15 protein-coding genes are annotated in these 16,830 nt (G+C 66.6%); 4 read left to right on the top strand and 11 right to left on the bottom strand.

The window, feature by feature from the left end:
• The 7 genes from CSX12_RS11125 to CSX12_RS11095 all read right to left on the bottom strand — a co-directional run bounded on the left by CSX12_RS11125 (position 1) and on the right by CSX12_RS11095 (position 6,444).
• Positions 1 to 402, bottom strand: a complete 402-nt coding sequence (locus CSX12_RS11125; RefSeq protein ID WP_124895810.1) for a hypothetical protein — start codon at positions 400 to 402, stop codon at positions 1 to 3.
• Positions 399 to 1,115, bottom strand: coding sequence for a helix-turn-helix domain-containing protein (locus tag CSX12_RS11120; protein ID WP_124895809.1), 717 nt, complete (start codon positions 1,113 to 1,115; stop codon positions 399 to 401). The genes CSX12_RS11125 and CSX12_RS11120 overlap by 4 nt, the downstream gene beginning before the upstream one ends.
• Positions 1,112 to 2,026 carry a bifunctional DNA primase/polymerase gene (locus CSX12_RS11115; RefSeq protein ID WP_124895808.1) on the bottom strand — a complete coding sequence of 305 codons (915 nt, stop codon included), beginning with the start codon at positions 2,024 to 2,026 and terminating at the stop codon, positions 1,112 to 1,114. The genes CSX12_RS11120 and CSX12_RS11115 overlap by 4 nt, the downstream gene beginning before the upstream one ends.
• The gene (locus tag CSX12_RS11110) at positions 2,026 to 3,111 is read right to left on the bottom strand and encodes an ImmA/IrrE family metallo-endopeptidase (protein ID WP_124895807.1); all 1,086 of its coding nucleotides are present in this window, start codon (positions 3,109 to 3,111) and stop codon (positions 2,026 to 2,028) included. Before CSX12_RS11110 ends, CSX12_RS11115 begins: the two co-directional genes overlap by 1 nt.
• A 218-nt stretch (positions 3,112 to 3,329) precedes the next feature.
• Positions 3,330 to 4,220: an AraC family transcriptional regulator gene (locus CSX12_RS11105; RefSeq protein ID WP_124895806.1), complete on the bottom strand. Its 891-nt coding sequence runs from the start codon at positions 4,218 to 4,220 to the stop codon at positions 3,330 to 3,332.
• A gap of 115 nt (positions 4,221 to 4,335) precedes the next feature.
• Complete coding sequence (locus CSX12_RS11100) at positions 4,336 to 4,893, bottom strand: AAA family ATPase (protein WP_124895805.1); 558 nt, start codon at positions 4,891 to 4,893, stop codon at positions 4,336 to 4,338.
• A gap of 441 nt (positions 4,894 to 5,334) precedes the next feature.
• Positions 5,335 to 6,444: a DNA cytosine methyltransferase gene (locus CSX12_RS11095; protein ID WP_124895804.1), complete on the bottom strand. Its 1,110-nt coding sequence runs from the start codon at positions 6,442 to 6,444 to the stop codon at positions 5,335 to 5,337.
• Positions 6,445 to 6,748: 304 nt separating this feature from the next.
• Here CSX12_RS11095 and CSX12_RS11090 point away from each other — a divergent pair, with 304 nt between their 5' ends.
• A complete protein-coding gene (locus CSX12_RS11090) occupies positions 6,749 to 7,744 on the top strand; it encodes a PIN domain-containing protein (protein ID WP_124895803.1) in 996 nt (331 codons plus the stop codon).
• 1 nt (position 7,745) lies between these two features.
• On the opposite strand, the gene CSX12_RS11085 is transcribed toward CSX12_RS11090, so the two are convergent.
• Positions 7,746 to 8,918, bottom strand: a complete 1,173-nt coding sequence (locus CSX12_RS11085) for a restriction endonuclease (RefSeq protein WP_241160437.1) — start codon at positions 8,916 to 8,918, stop codon at positions 7,746 to 7,748.
• A gap of 85 nt (positions 8,919 to 9,003) precedes the next feature.
• On the opposite strand from CSX12_RS11085, the gene mobF reads away from it, so the two are divergent.
• A complete protein-coding gene (gene mobF, locus CSX12_RS11080; RefSeq protein WP_241160436.1) occupies positions 9,004 to 12,549 on the top strand; it encodes a MobF family relaxase in 3,546 nt (1,181 codons plus the stop codon).
• 25 nt (positions 12,550 to 12,574) lie between these two features.
• Here the strand turns inward: mobF and dprA are convergent, their stop codons facing one another.
• Complete coding sequence (dprA, locus tag CSX12_RS11075) at positions 12,575 to 13,579, bottom strand: DNA-processing protein DprA (protein WP_124895801.1); 1,005 nt, start codon at positions 13,577 to 13,579, stop codon at positions 12,575 to 12,577.
• A 210-nt stretch (positions 13,580 to 13,789) separates the two neighbouring features.
• On the opposite strand from dprA, the gene CSX12_RS11070 reads away from it, so the two are divergent.
• Together CSX12_RS11070 and CSX12_RS18490 are read left to right on the top strand one after the other, a co-directional pair.
• Complete coding sequence (locus CSX12_RS11070) at positions 13,790 to 14,179, top strand: sulfate permease (protein WP_206427071.1); 390 nt, start codon at positions 13,790 to 13,792, stop codon at positions 14,177 to 14,179.
• A gap of 19 nt (positions 14,180 to 14,198) precedes the next feature.
• Complete coding sequence (locus tag CSX12_RS18490) at positions 14,199 to 15,200, top strand: nucleotide kinase domain-containing protein (protein ID WP_164479567.1); 1,002 nt, start codon at positions 14,199 to 14,201, stop codon at positions 15,198 to 15,200.
• Between the two features lie 10 nt (positions 15,201 to 15,210).
• Here CSX12_RS18490 and CSX12_RS11060 read toward each other — a convergent pair whose 3' ends face one another.
• Both CSX12_RS11060 and CSX12_RS11055 read right to left on the bottom strand, forming a co-directional pair.
• Positions 15,211 to 16,200 (bottom strand): thymidylate synthase, encoded by a 990-nt coding sequence (locus CSX12_RS11060; RefSeq protein WP_124895800.1) that lies wholly within the window; start codon positions 16,198 to 16,200, stop codon positions 15,211 to 15,213.
• Positions 16,201 to 16,206: 6 nt separating this feature from the next.
• On the bottom strand, positions 16,207 to 16,830 hold the full coding sequence (locus CSX12_RS11055; RefSeq protein WP_124895799.1) for a hypothetical protein: 624 nt from the start codon (positions 16,828 to 16,830) through the stop codon (positions 16,207 to 16,209).

Here is a 16,830-nt window from a genome sequence, read left to right as displayed (position 1 = left end):
CTACCTCATCCCGACCCCGGAGCGGCGCGGTCCCTGCTCGGTGCCGCCGCGATGGCCGAAGGCGCTCAGAGGCGGCAGACGCTTGGCTCGCTCGGCGACCCAGCGCGCGCCCTTCTCGATCGGGGCGCGGACGTGCCGGTCCATCTCGGCGGTATGGTCGATGCCCCGGCGGGACAGCGCGCCGCCGCCTTGGGCGATCAGGTCGGTCGGGCGCACCCAATCCACGCCCCGGCCCCGTACCCGCGCCAGCCTCTCCTTCGCGGCCTTGCGGGACTCGGCGTCCTTGACCGCATCCGGCGTCCCCGCTGCGTCGGTCGCCTCGGCCCGGTCCGGGTCGTTCCGCGCAGGCGGCGGCTCGGGCTCGGAGTGATGCTGCTCCCGCATCCGGTCCTCGTCGTTCATGGCAGGACTCCTTCCATCTCGGGCTGCGACCCGGAGGGGTCCGCCTCATCGGACTGGTGAGCACGAGGCAGCCAGCGGCCCACCGTCGAGGGATGCACGCCCAGGTGCCGGGCGATGGCCTTGTTCGACCAGTCCTGCTCGCGCAGCTCCGCCGCCAGCGCCCGGCGATCCGGCCCACCGTCCGCGTCCGCAGCGGCGACGCCTGACGCCGTAGCTGGCGGGTTGGGGTGTTCGAGTTCCGTCTCGCTCCGTGGCGGGGCGCTGATCGGCTCGACCGCCGGCGGCACCGCGAGCGCAGCAGCGGGACGTGCGGTGGCGCGGGTCAGCACGACCGTCAGATGGGTGATCGCCAGCAACACGACCGGCGGCACGGCAGCGACCGCGGCCGCGAGCGGTCCGGGCACGTCGGCGTCGGCCGCGACCACCGCGTGCAACGAGTTCGCCGTCACCGACACCGCGGCACCGCCGACCAGCAGCGCCCACGGGTACCACGCCGCCCGCTCACCGGCGAGGGCGACGACGGCGACCGTGGAGACCACGATCACGCCATCGACGATCAGCGGCCACGCCCACGCCTGCCCGGCCCCGATCCCGGAGCGGCGGGCAAGGTCGGTCAGGGACGTGAAGGACAGCCAGAATGCGCCGGCGGCGATGAACACCGTGCCGGCGACCGAGGTGATGACCGCCCACCGGCGGCCGCGTAGCTCCTTCATGGCAGCCCCCGCGTGGCGGGCACCCGCTGCTGCACGTTCCCGCGAGCGAACTCGCCCGAAACCGATGCGGCGCGACGGTCCGGCCTGGCTCCGGCGCCCACGCTGCGATAGGCGCTGAAGACGGTGCGAGTGATTTCCCGCTCCCCGAAGTCCGACTGCGCAGCCGTCACCATCGCGTCCAGGGCATCCCCGAGCGGCACCCCGCCCTCGGCCAACCGGCACGAGGCCCAGAAGAGTTTGAGATTGCGGTCGGTGGCCTGCCGGCCCAGCCACGTCGCCAGCCGCTCCGCGTCCTCCCGCCGCACCGGCCGTCCGGTGCGCGGCCCGGGCGCGGGCCGAGGATCGAGGAAGTCCCGCAGCCGGCCCACGTCTATCGGCCGGGCCGCGCCGGCCGCGATCTGCTCGATCCGGTACGGGGTGCGCACGCCGTCGAGCCGCAGGACCGAGGGCGGGGCGATGATGTAGCCGCCGTCCCCGCGGCAGTCGATGCCGACCTTCCCGGCCTGCCAGGACCGTTGCCCCTGGTTCGGGTCGGCTGGGAAGTAGGCGTGCTGGCCGCCGGTGGGTGTGCGCACGACCGCCAACGGCTCGGGGATCAGCCCGGCCCGCGCCGCCCGCGCATAGGCGGCATACCCGTTGACGCCGTGCACATCCACGTCGATCACGACCAGCCCCGAGACGGCGCCGGTCGGGATACCGATGTTCGCGGTCGGCCACGACCGCCACCACCCCTCAACCCGGTCCAGGTCGATGCTGGCCTCGTGGAACCCGCGCTCCGGGATCGGCCGTTTCCCGCCCGCCGCGCAGGGGAACACCGGCACCCCGGCTCGGGCCAGCTCACGCGCCGCGACCGGCAGCGGCGCCCCGTCGAGCTGGCCGAACATGGCGGCGGCCGTAGCGGGGGTGACCATCACAGCCCCCGTCCCGAGCCGACCGGAGCCGCCGGCGTCTCCCGTTCCGGCAGCGGCTCGACCCGGCGCGGCGCCCGCTCCGGCGCCTCCTGAGCCTGCGGCTCGTGCGCCGGGCCGTCCACGCGCAGGGACAGCGGGTTGCCGTTCCCGAGCTGGGCCGTGTCGAGCTTGTCGAGGATGTCGAATGCGGTGCTGCGCACCTGCTCGCCCGTGGCGCGGACGACCGCTACGGGGTCTTTCCCGTCCACGTTGGCCGCCCATCCGGCGACATACGGGATCGTGTAGTCGCTGGTGTCCATGCCGTGCGCGGCGGCGATCATCAGCGCCACGGACTCGGCCCGTACCTCGCTGATCCCGCGATGCTCGCGGGCGTCGTCCTGCTGGTTCGGGCCATCCAACCGGACGTGCGCCAGCTCGTGCGCGAGGGTCTTGACCTGCGCGGCCGGGTCCATGTCCGCGCAGACCATCACCTGACGGGTCTCGAAATCTGTGCAGCCGTTAGCGCCCCGCTCGATGCGGTCGCGCGGCATCCGCAGCACCTCGAACCCCAGCGACTCCGCCTGCTCGGCCAGGCCCTCCCATAGGCCGGCGGGGGCTTCGCCTTCCAGCAGCCTCGGACGTGGCAGCGCAGGGAGCGGGTCTCCGTGCGTCCGAGACACGTCCCACACATAGGCCGGGACGACACTGACGATCCGGCGACGCACGACCTCGCCCGGCCGCGGCTTCTCCCACGATCCCAGCCGCCGCCACGACGCCGGATCACGCGGGGTCGCGGATGCGAATCTCGCCTTGACCGGACCGCGAATCCGATAGCCCCCGTCCTTCTCCGGCCAGCGGCCCATCTTCCGCCAGTCCCTGAACCCCGCCACCCAGGTCGGCGTCGGCGTCGGAGCCCGGCCCTGCTCGTAGGCTTCAAGATGCTGCGCCCAGATCAACAGCGTGTTGTTGAACGAGCGAGTACGGAACCTCGCCGCGAACTCGATCGCACGACGCCAGTCATCACCCGACACCAGCTCCTCGACCGAGCGCACAATGCGTTCTTCCAGCGCATCGAGCGTCGCCTGCTTGTCCTCGTTCGCAGCCATCGCCTGACCTCCCTCCGCCAAGGCCACTCCGCGTGGGAGCGACCGTGCGACCACGAGGTACGCCGGGAAGGTCAGGAGAACGAGACGGACAAGGAACGGTGTTGGCCGTCAGGCTCCACGACGAACCCGACGAGTCCTTACCGGACTACCGGACGGAACCGGACTCTGGAGCCAGGAGGCGCCGAACCCGCGCTCATCACCCGGCCAAGTTGCGCGTATCACCCGGACGCGCTGGCGGAACGCTCCCTGCTCATCACGCGGTATCTGCTCGGCGTGACGCCGACGCTACGGCGGAACTGACGAGCGGCAAAGTCAGGATCACCCCAACCCACCTCTCGGGCGATCACCGCGATCGGCGTGTCCGTGGTGCGCAGAAGACCCGCCATCCGCTCGGTGCGCAGCATCGTCAGATAGGCGATCGGCGACTTCCCAAACGCCTCCACGAACACGCGACCGACCTGCGACTTGGACAGGTGCACCTCGTCGGCCAACTCGGTCACTGTCCAGCGGCGCACTGGATTCGCACACAGCAGCTCCGCTGCCATACGCGCTTCGCGGCGCAATGGGCCGAACCGGCGATGCCGAGGCGATGTCGGACAGTTCCGCGCACGTTGAGTCGCTGACGTGCGGATCGGCGAGGTCTTGATGGATGGTGCGATGACATGCGCGATCGAGAACCAGAGCGCCTGCATCCGGTAGAAGTTCGCCACTGGCTGGGCCTCGACGCTCAACTCGACCAGCTCGTCCAGCCACGGGATCAGTATCCCCGCGTGATCCTCGCCGAGGCTGAGTATTTGTGCGGGCTCGGTGTAGACCGTCGCTGCGAAGTCCTGCGCGTGCAGTCGGTCTTGCAAGAACTCGACGTGTTGCCAGAAGACCTGGTCGATCACATAGTCGGTGTCTGCATAGATCGTGGTTACTGTGACATGACCCTCCGGCTCAGCGCCGCACAGCACATTCGCAGCCAGTAGAATCGCGTCACCTGGCTTGATCGGCTGCTCACCGAACTCGCTGAACAGAATGGCCGAACCTGCCCGAACAAAGTTCAGCATCACGAAGTCATGCGCTACCGGGGCGATTGGCTCGCAATGCTTGGTCGTCAACGCCATGATCGGACCAAACGCTCGATTGTCATCCCTGCGCACCGACCGAAAAGCTCCACGATCTACAGATGCCGACACCGCTTGCCCTTTTCATAGGCTCGTCGGGCGGCATCGAAGGCGCCTAGGCATCTTGGTGTGCCGACGGGAGGCGCATTCGGTTGCGTAGGAGTTCCTGATACACGACCTCGGTGGTTTCGTCAGCGTCGAAGTGCGTAGTGTCTATGGCGTGGTGGCTAAGTTCGCCGAGCCCCTCGAACTGTTGCCACAGATCGAGGATCGGCGCTGCATCGATAAGCGCGCCCGGCTCCGTCCGCTGCTGAGCTCGTGCCAGCGCAGTCTCGCGCTCCGGTCGTAAGACAACGTAGTGCAGATCAACGTTCGGGTGCTGATCGGCCGAATTCTGGTAATGATTGAGCATCCAAGGTCCCACTACGCCATCAACGATGGTCGTATATCCGCCAGCCGCGTATCCGAACGCTGCGGATGCGATGACGCCAACCACTGTTTGGTTCTGCTGCTCGGACTCAGGCATAAACGGCGGGATTGCACCCTGGACGATGAAATGCCAGAAGTCATCGGTGTGGAGGTGGACGCAGCGTGGGTATCGCTGAGCAAGGAGCCGCGCGACGGTTGTTTTTCCCGACCCAGGTGATCCGCTGACAATGATGAGGTCGCTCATGAATATTCCTTTCGGCTACCGCGACAACAAAACGGTTGCCCGATGGCGCCAGTGCGCACAGTTCGCTACGAGGACTGCCAAAGGGCGAAACTGATCGAGCGCAGCCGTTAGGAGTGTTGTGTAGGTGACGGGTCCAGGCCCGAGTTGACACGCACGAAAGGTTGAGGAAGCGATCCTCTGAATACTCGTTCAGGCAGATCCGACGACGAGAACGTCGAAGGCCGCATTGACGCAGAAGCTCAGCATTGCAAACTCAGCCAGGATGCGATGCGCTCGCCACAACCAACCCCTCCGGCGCGACAGATCGCGATCAGCAGAAGGGCATCTCCTGTAGGGCTGCTTAGCGGCTGGAACTCATAGGCCGATCATATCATCCTTGGCGTCCTCGCCTGCGTCGCGATCACGACCTCGGGAGTTGAGCTGGCGGAAGATGCGGAGGTTTCAACGATCCTGGAAGCTGAGTCGCGTGGTCATGCCGACAGCCGCCTGTAACGGTAAGACGCCGTTCCCCAGGGCAGTGAGCTGCTGGTTGGCCGTGAGGCCGTGTGTCGGGTCGGTGACCCACCGTCGAGGAAGGCCCATCAGCCACTCCACGAACTCCGGCGCCGGTCTTGGCTCCTTGGTGTCGTTCAGGAGGGCGGGGGCCGGGGCGGGCCTTCCGGTAATGCGCTCCCATCGGGCGATGGCGTGGGCGTAGCGTCCCCAGCGGTGAAGATGTCCTCGAGCAGGGACCACAGCGTCTCCGATTCGCTGTGCTTGCCTTGCGAGCCAGCCGGCCCGTTGAGGGCGAGGTCGATGATCTGATGTGAGAGGGCGATCGTCCCTCGCCGTGCCCTCACCTGTTCCAGTGACTCTCCGCCGCGGATCGAGTCCGTGGCGAGTGGGGTTCTGAACAAGGTCTTGGCGATGAGCAGCGATGAAGATGCGGAGCCTGGGGTGAGGAGCGCCGACAAGGGACGCTGGTAGGCCGATCCATTGCGCATCCATCCCGAGGTCGGCCAGACCGCCGAGTACGGCGCCGGCTGCCCGGAGAGGTCGAGCTGCGAGGTCTCTCAGACCCCACGGGTCGGGTTCCAGATCGCGAAGGGTTGCATCGTCGGGGGTTGCGTGGTCGGGGTTGTGTTGCGCATCTTCGTCTCTTTTCAGGGGTGCGCGGACGGCGGGTGAGGACAGCAGGCCGCGCACGTTCTCGATGACGACGAGCTGGGGGCGCAGGGCGTCGATCGCTTCGGCCATGTACGACCAGAGCCCGGAGCGGGTGCCGGGCGCGAGGCCGGCCCGCTTGCCCACGGTCGATACGTCCTGGCAGGGGAAGCCTCCACAGAGAACATCGACCGGCTCGACGGTGCGCCAGTCGATGGTGGTGATGTCGCCCAGGTTGGGGGCGTCGGGCCAGTGGTGGGCGAAGATGCGCGAGACGTGTTCGTTGTTCTCGGAGAACCAGATCGTTTCGGCGTCCAAGGCGTGTTCGACGGCGAGGTCAAGCCCGCCGTAGCCGGAGAACAGCGATCCGACTCTGAGCGGGCGAGTCCTGTCGAGAGAGTCGTGCATGAGGGCTCCGGCTGACGGGTGATCCCCGGTCGGACTTCGCTCACGAGGTCACCGCCGGGCTGGTCAGCGGCCAGGTGCACGACCACCCGAACCATCGCCGCCATCCCCGCGTCGCCGACGCCATGACCTGTACTCGGCACACCATCCCTGCGCACTTCGGAGTCCGTGACTCAGGCGGCGCCCGCCGGTCCTCAGCGACCGGCTTCCCGAGCCATCACACGTCTTTCAGACGAGGCAGAAAGGGCCGCTGAGCGCCCGGCAACGTTTAGGCCTGGGATGCCTGTAGGCCGATACCGTGGGAGACGTGCTGCACCTACTCGTTGACACGTCGACGTGGCTCGACCTGTCCAAGCGACGTGACGGGCAGCGCTGGATCGTCGCGCTCCGCCTCTTGGTACATCAGCGGGACGTGGAACTTCTTGTTCCCGAACTGGTGATCGAGGAGTTCGAGCGAAACCGGGAACGGATCGAGGCGTCGATGACGGCCAGCGTCGCTCAGCGGTTCAAGCTCATCAAGCAGGACCTCGAAGACTACGGCGGCGCGGATATGGAGCACGCCGTTGAGGTGATTGCCGACCTGGCACGCGATGTTCCGTTGATCGGTGCGATGACGACGCGCAACTTCGATGAGGTCCTCGAACTCTTGCGCACGGGGCACCGGGTCGAACCAACCGATGCCGAGCGCCGTGGGGTGGTCGACCGCGGGGTGGGCAAACGCGCGCCGTTGCATCGGTCACGCAACAGTGTCGCAGATGCGTTGCTCATCGAGCTCTATGCAACCGCCGCGCGTGGATCAGACCTGTCGCGCAACCCGCACGCATTCGTCACGTCAAACAGCGCTGACTTCTCGACGGAGGACGGCGACAAGCGGCAACCCCACCCCGATGTCTCCGCAACCTTCGCACCGGAAGGGTCCACGTACGCGCTCGGGGTCGACGGTCTCAATGATGTTCTGCTCTCTCACTTCGGCAGCGAGATTAGGGAACTGTTCGCAGAGACCGACTTCATTGAGGAGCCGCGGCGACTTGGCGAAATCGTAGACGCTGAGAAGGTGTTGTTCGACCGCGTTTGGCACCACCGCTCCCTTCAACATGAGTACCGGCTGCGCGCGGCCGGCGACGAGCGGGAGTTGGAGCGGTTGGAGGCGATAGCTGGCCCAGCGCGCAAGCGTGTCGAGGACACGTACACCCAGCCTGGGGAACTCGGGCCGTACACGGACTTCGAGCTCGGAATGCTCAACGGCAAGCTCTCTGCGTTGCGTTGGGTACTTGGCAGCGAATGGGATTTCTTGGATACGTAGCTCACGGCCGAAGCCCGTGGCTCGCTATCAGGTCGGGGCGCTGGGATAGCAGCGTCTCGAGTCGGCTGTCTGGCCAGAGTTCGATGAAGGGCAGCTTTCCATCGGCGTTGTGCTTTTCCGCTACGGCCACCGCGTCCGTCGTGAATCGTCCACTCGTCGCAATGACGAGCGCACGAACAGGCGGCGGTTCCCATAGCGAGAGCGCCGCGAGCGTGCCCGTGATGTCGGCGGGGCCGACAGACTTGGTGGTCCAGTGCTTGGCCTGGATTATGACTCGTTCGGTTCGAGTTGTTCCGCCGTCGTCTTGGATGACGCGCTCCGCTGAGAGGTCGCGTCCTCGATCTGGCGCGCGGGTCTTCATCAGCCACTCGACGTTCTGATAGCGCGGGAACGCCCGTAAGAGATCGAATAGCAGTCGCTCGAATCCGTCGTCATCGAGAGCGGACCACGACAAGCCGGTACTGGCCGCTCCGGCTGGTCTTGCAGAGGCGGCCACACCGACGTCAATGGCGGGGACCGGGAGCGGGTCCGACTCCGCCAGACTCGCTGCCTCGATGTCCGCACGAACCGAAGGCCAATCCATCTCAACGATGTCATGCCAGTCGTGACCCTGCCCGAAGTGCATGTGACGGTGAAGGTCGGTCCACCGTCCGCCGCGCTCGGTGGTGTCTCCGAGCAGTCGTTCGATCTCGCTGATCGCGTCCTCGATTGTCGCCGTCGTAGGGCCGTCAAGTCGATCGGTTGAATCGCGCGGGACCGATTCCACTATCCGTGGAAGGGTCTCGTTGATGGTCGAGGTGAGGTCGTCCAGCCGCTCGTGAATCGCTCGACGCCGGGCCCGCGCCAGCCGGAATCGGTACTCATCAAGCTGGTTGCCTGGTTCCTCCAACTGGTTCATGAGCGCAAAGGGCGGTTCCCCGATGTCGGCGTAGTCGATGAACGCCTGACCGGCAGCATCCGCGTCGGGGAGTTCTTCGGTCACCGTCCATCCGTCGATTGGCGGCAGCCCGGACAGCAACGCGCTCCATGCTCTCCGTAGGTCCTCATACTCTCGGCTTGATCCACGACTTGGGCCGGAGGGAAGCATCGGCTGGGCTCGCTCCCAGACCGCTTCGAGCTTGGCGAGGTTGGCTGCAGCGCGATCCATCACCTGGAGCAACTCGTCAAGATTCACCGCTCAAGTCTCCCATCCATCTCCCGCAGGGTCCTTCTAGTGCGCCATCGCCTACCTCGCTGTCGTGACGGTTTCGATGCGGGTGATGAGCGCGGGCGACGGGTACAAGTACCTGTTGAAGTCCGTTGCCGCCGGCGACGGCGACCGGAGCCTGAGCACGCCGCTGACCCGCTACTACGCGGAGGCGGGGACGCCGCCGGGCTTCTGGATGGGCTCGGGGCTGGGTCGTCTCGGGCATGGCGAGCTGGTCGAGGGGGCGCAGGTATCGGAAGCTCAGCTCGCGCTGTTGATCGGGATGGGCCATGACCCGATCACGGGCGATCCGCTGGGCCGTGCCTATCAGCAGTTCGCATCGACCGCTGAGCGTGTCAAGCAGCGCGTGGACGCCCTCGACCCCGAGCTTGGGCCGGCCGCTCGGGCGCGCGAGGTGGCCGCGATCGAGGCGGAGGAAGCCGAGCGCGGCACCCGCCGCGCGGTCGCGGGCTATGACTTCACGTTCAGTGTGCCGAAGTCGGTCTCCACGATCTGGGCGGTTGCGGACGCCGGCACTCAAGCTCTGATCGCGGACGCCCATCACGCGGCCGTTGCAAAGCTGGTTGCGTTCCTCGAACGCGAGGTTGCAACTACTCGTGTCGGTGCAACCGGCCCGGACGGCGCGGTTGCGCACGTCGATGTCGCCGGAGTTGTGGCGGCGGCGTTCGATCACTACGACAGCCGCTCCGGCGATCCGCAGTTGCACACGCACGTCGTCATCAGCAACAAGGTCTTGACCGTGCAGGACGGCCGCTGGCGCACCCTCGCCGGCCGGCCCATGCACGCGGTGGTCGTCGCCGTCTCCGAGCTCTACAACGCCGCTCTGGCCGACCAGCTCACCCGCGTCCTTGGCGTGGAGTGGGAGGCGCGCGAGCGAGGCCGCGACCGGAACCCGGCATGGGAAATCGAGGGCGTGCCCGACGATTTGGTGACCGAGTTCTCCACCCGCTCCCGGCACATCGAGGCCGAGAAAGACCGCCTCATCGCGGAGTACGTCGCCAAGCACGGCAGGCAGCCTTCGGCGCGGACGGTGCTGAAACTCCGGGCGCAGGCGACGCTCGCCACGAGGCCGGAGAAGCAGGTCCGGGCGCTGGCCGACCTCACCCGCGAGTGGCGGCAGCGCGCCAGCCGGGTGCTACGCCGGGATGCTAACGGCTGGGCGCGCACGCTCACCACGACCAGCGCGCAGGTGCCGCGGCGGGTGCTGCGCGCCGATGATGTGCCGCTGGATGTGGCGCGCGAGGTCGGGCAGACTGTGATGGAGACGGTCGGTGAGAAGCGTTCGACCTGGACCCGCTGGAACCTGCATGCCGAAGCATCCCGGCAGTTGATGGGGTGGCGGTTCGCCAGTATCCAGGACCGGGAGGCGATCACCGGGCTCGTGGTCGATGCCGCCGAGCATGCTTCGCTGCGGCTGACGCCGCCGGAGCTGGCGTCCAGCCCGTTGCAGTTCCGCCGCGTGGACGGCACCTCCCGGTTCCGCCCGCACGCCTCGACCCTGTTCTCATCCGAAGTCCTGCTTGCCGCCGAAGACCGGCTCCTGGCCCGCGCCGCCACAACGACCGGGCCGGTGGTGCCGTTGGAGACGGTCGAGCAGATCGCCCGCAAGCCCGACGCCCGCGGCCGGGTGCTCGGCGAGGATCAGGCCACCGCTCTTGCCGCGGTCGCGGTCTCCGGGCGGGTCGTGGACGTGCTGGTCGGCCCGGCCGGGGCCGGGAAGACGACGGCGATGAACGGGCTCCGGCGGGCATGGGAGAAGGAGCACGGCACCGGCTCGGTGGTCGGGCTGGCTCCCTCGGCGGTCGCCGCGCAGGTCCTCGCCGATGACCTCGGCATCGCCACGGAGAACACGGCGAAGTGGTGGCAGAACCATCTCATGTACGGGGCCACGTTCACGGCCGGGCAGCTCGTCATCATCGACGAGGCGAGCCTGGCCGGCACGATGTCGCTGGATCGGCTCACCCGTGAAGCCGAGAAGGCCGGCGCGAAAGTCCTCCTGGTCGGCGACTGGGGCCAGCTCCAATCACCTGGCGCCGGCGGCAGTTTCGCCATGCTCGTGCACGCCCGCGACGACGCTCCCGAGCTGACCGATCTGCACCGCTTCACCAACGAGTGGGAGAAGACCACCTCGCTCCAGCTCCGCCACGGCCGCGCCGAAGCGATCGACACCCTGATCGAGCACGGCCGGATCACCGGGGGCGATGAGGAAGCGATGATCGACGCCGCCTACACCGCGTGGCGGGCCGATCTTGCCGCCGGGCGCGCGTCGATCCTGGTCACCGAGACCCACGCGACCGTCACCGAGCTGAACACCAGAGCGCGGGCGGATCGGATCATCGACGGCACCGTGAACCCCACCCGCGAACTCGCCCTGCGCGACGGCACCGCGGTCTCGGAGGGCGATCTGGTCATCACCCGCGAGAACGACCGGCGGCTCCGCAATGGTCGAACGTGGGTCCGCAACGGCTCCCGCTGGACCGTCACCGGGGTTCGCGAGGATGGGTCGGTCAGCATTCGCCCGGCCGGGCGCAGGTTCGGCGGCGGGATCGTCCTGCCGGCCGACTACGTGGCCGAGCACCTGGAGCTCGGCTACGCGATCACCGCCCACCGCGCTCAGGGGGTGACTACCGACACCGCGCACGCGGTCGTCACCGCCACCACCACACGGGAGAACTGCTACGTCTCCATGACCCGCGGCGCCCACAGCAACCATGCCTATGTCGCCGTCGACCGGGAAGATGCCGAACACGGGGTGCCGCATCCCGGCGACAACCCGAACGTCACCGCCCGCTCGATCCTCTACGGTGTGCTGCAGCACACCGGCGCCGAGTTGTCCGCGCACGAGACGATCGCCGCCGAGCAAGACCGCTGGGGCTCGATCGCCCAACTCGCGGCCGAGTACGACACCATCACGCAAGCAGCCCAGCACGACCGCTGGGTCACCCTCCTGCAAGCCTCCGGGCTCACCGCCGAACAGACCGAAGACGTGCTCGGCTCCGACGCCTACGGCGCGCTGTCGGCCGAGCTGCGTCACGCCGAAGCCAACCACCACGACCTCGACGTGCTGCTCCCGCGTCTGATCGCCGCGCGGCGCCTGGACGATGCCGACGACATCGCCTCCGTCCTGCATGCCCGCGTCGCGCGCGCCACCGCCCACCCCGCCGGCTCAGGCCGCACCCGTAAGTCCCCGCGGTTGATCGTCGGACTGATCCCGCACGCCGGCGGGCAGATGGCCGAGGACATGCGGCACGCCCTGGACGAGCGCCGCGAGCTGATCGAGGCTCGCGCCCACGCTATCCTCCGTACCGCGCTCACCGTGAAGGAGCCATGGACGGCAAGCCTCGGACGGGCGCCGACGGACAAGAAGCAGAAGGCGGCGTGGTGGCGCGCTGCCCGCACGATCGCCGCCTACCGCGACCGCTACGGCATCACCGACGACCGGACCCCGCTCGGCCCGACGCCGGAGAGCACCAGCCAGAAGATGGACGCCATCCGCGCCCGCGCCGCCCTCAACCGCGCCCAAGCCGCCACCATCGAGCCCACGACGACCGAGCCCGCGCGGCAGAGCGCCGCGGCTCGCCCCGCTCCGAGCTTGTGAACGACGGCCGCCGCGAGACTGGCAGTCAGAGAGAGCGTCCGGGCGTCCCCTGTGATGGGTGTCGGTGCCCGAACTCGCGTCCGGCCTCGGGCCGCGTCACAGTCCGGTCCGGGGTTCTGTCGGCGTCGAGCAGCTCGATCACGTCACTGGGCTGGGTGACGGTGGAGGCGAAGCCTTGCTTGATGAGTTCGTTCGGTCCCGCGCTCGTGACGCTGGTCACCGGGCCGGGCACCGCGCCGACGCCCCGGCCGAGTTCGCGTGCGGCGATGACAGTGGTCATCGACCCGGACCGAGGACTGGCCTCGGGGATCACGGTCGCGCCCGAGAGCGCCGCCAGCAGACGGTTGCGAGCAAGGAACCTATGCCTGGTCGGTGCGGCTCCCGGCGGCAGCTCGCTCACCAACAGACCGACATCCCCAATGCGACTCAGCAGCTCGCTGTGCCCGGCCGGGTAGGGGCGGTCCAACCCGCCGGCCAGGACGGCGATCGTCTGACCGCTCGCGGCGAGCACGCTCCTATGCGCGGCACCTTCGATCCCGTAGGCGCCGCCGGAGACGACGACCCGTTCCTCATCGGCCAGACCCGTCGCCAGCTCGCCCGCGACCTGCTCGCCATAGGAGGTTGCGGCGCGAGCGCCCGTGATCGTGGCTCGATCGCTCAGCGCAGTTGTGAGGAACGAGGCCGCGCCGTGCGTCCACAGCAGGTAGGGGGCACGCTCGCCCAGGTCGTTCAGGCTGGCGGGCCATTCCTTGTCGGCCGGGATGAGCGTGCCGAACCCGTGACGCTCCGCCTGCGCTACCTGATCCAGCAGGCCGGGCATGACACGCGCCGTCAGTCGTTCGCGCCACATCAGTACGTCGGCGCGCGCCAGGCCGGGCACCTCGTCGTCGGACTCGATCAGCCGCAGCGTCTCGACCCCGCTGTGACGGGCGAGGGCGTACCCGGTGGTCGGGTCGTTCGGTTCGGCGATCATCGACAACGCGATCCGCGCCATCCGCTCGCCCGGCACCTGCTCCGCCAACGTCGCCATGATCGGTGTCCTCTCGCTCCAAGGTCACCGACGAGGTACACGCCCATCTGCCGCTGGGGTTCCCTCTGTCCCGAGTCAGTCGTAGACTCGGGAGCGAGGCAGGTTCAGCAAACTACGCGGGTCCTTCGGGACGGCCCCTCGCGGGCACTCGGTTCATAGCCGCCTTCACGACGGACATCCGTCGCGCTATGACGAGGAAGGAGGCCCGTAATGCTCCGCACATCCGTGGCACTCAGCGCACGAGGCTATGGCGTACTCCGCTACGCACCCACCAACCTGCTGCTCAACGCCATCCGTACCCGCCGCGGCCTGAAGTGGGGCATCCCCGCGATGCTGCTGGCCGGGGTCTACTTCTACGCAGCCGCGATCTGCACCACGATCATCAACGACGGCGGCCCCGGCTGGCTGTACCTGCTGGTCCTGCTGTTCGTCTGGAACGCCTTCAAGTTCCTCTGGATCGGACCCGTTAGCCTCCTACTCATGGCGTCGAACCACTCACGCGCGAAGAACGCATGCCTGAACCACGAGCGACGCTGGCGCGTCTCCGGGCATGACCGGCCTCCTCGTGACAACCTAGACACAGGTGGGAGCTGGAGGTAAGCACCGACAGGAGGACCTGATGCGGCGCGCGAGAGTTGGTCGACGTGATGTCGGCGTTTCAGAGGTGCTTTCGTCCTACTGGCACTTCGCGGCTGAACGGCAGCACGTGTATCACGCGAGGTTACGTGGCGAACCTGGTCCGTGGACCGATGACGCAGTCCTCTCGAAGTATCGCTTCACTAACGCCTACCGCGCCGCCGACCGCGTGTCACAAGATCTGATACGTATCGCCTATGAGGGTCCTCAGGACCCCGAAAACCTCGTCTTGCGCGTTCTGCTATTTCGCTTCTTCAACAAGCCATCGACATGGGACGCGCTGGAATCTAGATTCGGCCAGATCACAACATCGACATTTGATGTCAATGCCTACAGCAAGGTTCTAGACGCAAAGATTGCTAGCGGCGAAAGAGTTTACTCTGCGGCGTACATCGTTCCACCACCGCCGTTCGGCGCGGTTCGGAAGCACCGCAACCATCTGTTGTTAACCGAGCACATGATGGGTTCCGGGGTAGCCGCGCAAATCGAGCATGCTAAGTCTCTTCGCGAGGTCTTTGAGACAATCTCGGCTTTTCCTTCACTCGGTCCCTTCCTCTCTTATCAGCTGGCGATCGACCTCAACTACACCTCGGTGATCGACTTTGATGAGAACGACTATGTCGTGCCTGGGCCGGGCGCACGCAGTGGAATCGCGAAGTGCTTTCCGCAGCTCAATGGCGTTTCTCCGGAAGACATCATCCGCTGGATGGTCGACACGCAAGAGGCACAGTTCGAAGAGCAAGGCATTGAGTTTGACGACCTGTTCGGCAGGGCTTTGACACTCATCGACTGCCAGAATCTGTTTTGCGAAACCGACAAGTACGCGCGAGTGATGCACCCCAATGTGCGCGGAGTCGGAAGCCGTAACAGAATCAAGCAGCAGTTCGCACCTCAAGGCCCTCCGGCAACGCCATTCTTTCCGCCAAAGTGGGGCATCAACCAGCGGGTGTCGGGCCGTTCGAGCACGCTCGCGTCAGTAATTTAGGCCGTCGGGCTCAGTGCTGCAACTGTTGAGGCCGTTCAAGATACTCGCGCGCGGCGGCAGCAAGTCTGCCGTCCCCAAGTGCGGCTAGCTTCTCGTCTCGGACCCCGGATTCGACTCCCCTTTGCGCGGACCAATATAGATCAATCATTCGAATGTAGGCGAGCAGGAGCGGGTCGGTGAGGTTGCAGTCGAGCGTCGAGAGGTCTTGGCCAGAGCGGATGCCGACCTCCAGACGCATCCACTCGTCCCACACGGCGGGCGCGTCCTCCCAGTCTGTATCAAACCGCGGCTGCTCCGCCTCGCCGGACGTCGCCCGGTTCGGTTGACTGGCTAAGAGACGCGAAGCCCTGTCGAAGTGGCGCTCGTAGAGATGTAGGGAAGAGCTAAAGAAAACCAGTCGCCCAGGCGCGCATCGGAGCCACCGCGCCATCACTTCAAGCAGTAATGTCCACTCGAAGGCGTTGATGCCGGAGAATCCCCACCATATGTCGGTGCTGCGGGCGGCAACGTGGAGGTTGAGACGCCCATCCCTCATGAGGAAGTGAAGCCAGTTGTTGCAAGGGATATCTCGACTCTCGACGAAGTCGCGATCCGGATCGTAGATGCTGGCGACGGCACGGCGTGAGAGTGGTTCTTCCCGGAGAATCTTCACGATCTCCGCAAGTTGATCCACGCCGTTCCAATTTCGGAGCCGCGGACCGTACCCAGCGCGCCATGTAAGGCCGTCGTCCGAGAAGTCGACCGCGCGCTCTAGATAAGCGCTGAGGAAGCTCAAGTCGTTTCGGCCCGCGATCACCCACATACTCTCCGCTATCGAGGCAAAAACGTTGTTGTTTCGGTGGGGGAGCACAACGTAGCGAGACCGAATATCAGACACCTCGATAAGTCGCGCCCGCAACTCCCGGGTCCGCTCTCCGCGGACCTCAACAGGGTCTCCAAAGTCAACAACGGCATGCAACTCGGCTAAGAACGCCTGCTCCACATTTCGATAGACAGCCACCGTGGCTCATCGATTCTCGACTCGGGCAGCAAGTCCGCGATCCAGAAGCGTCTCAGTCACGAACGAGTGTGTCTCTTCTTCGTTCGCTATCGGGACAACAACCGCGGACTCGGCATGTTCCTTCAAGAGCGCTCGATAGCCGTCCTGCACACCCGGAGCGTTGTTTGGGTCGAGGTGGTGGGGTTCGAGGAAAACGAACACGATAGACGGCGTGATTGGCGACCAGATTGTGTCGATGAGTTCCTTGAAGCTCGACTCAGGGAATCCTGACTGCTTCACTGATCCGCCGTACCAGCCGTAAGCGAGGGTGGACCACCACCAACGATCCAGAATCAGAGATCGCGTCTCCGCAGCTCGCTTGAGATCAGGCACCGACTCCGCGTGGCACGCGAGGTGCGCTAGTTGCTGGGCGAGGCCCGACTTGGGCTTCTCGTCAGGGACCTCGCCCTCCAGTGCTCTGTACACCCGTTCGGTGAACTTAGTGAAGCCGGTTGGCATGTGAGCGAACACTGTGGACTCCGCGTCGACCGAGCCTCGGAGGCGGTTCAACTGTGTCGACTTGCCGGTCTGGTCGAGGCCCTCGAACACGATGACCGCACCGCGGCGGATGGTGAGATCAGTCTTGGCCAT

Source organism: Microbacterium sp. Y-01 (genome assembly GCF_003856715.1).
GTDB lineage: Bacteria > Actinomycetota > Actinomycetes > Actinomycetales > Microbacteriaceae > Microbacterium > Microbacterium algeriense.
Note: the sequence above shows the minus strand (reverse complement) of the source record. Positions and strands in the feature narration are given on the sequence as shown.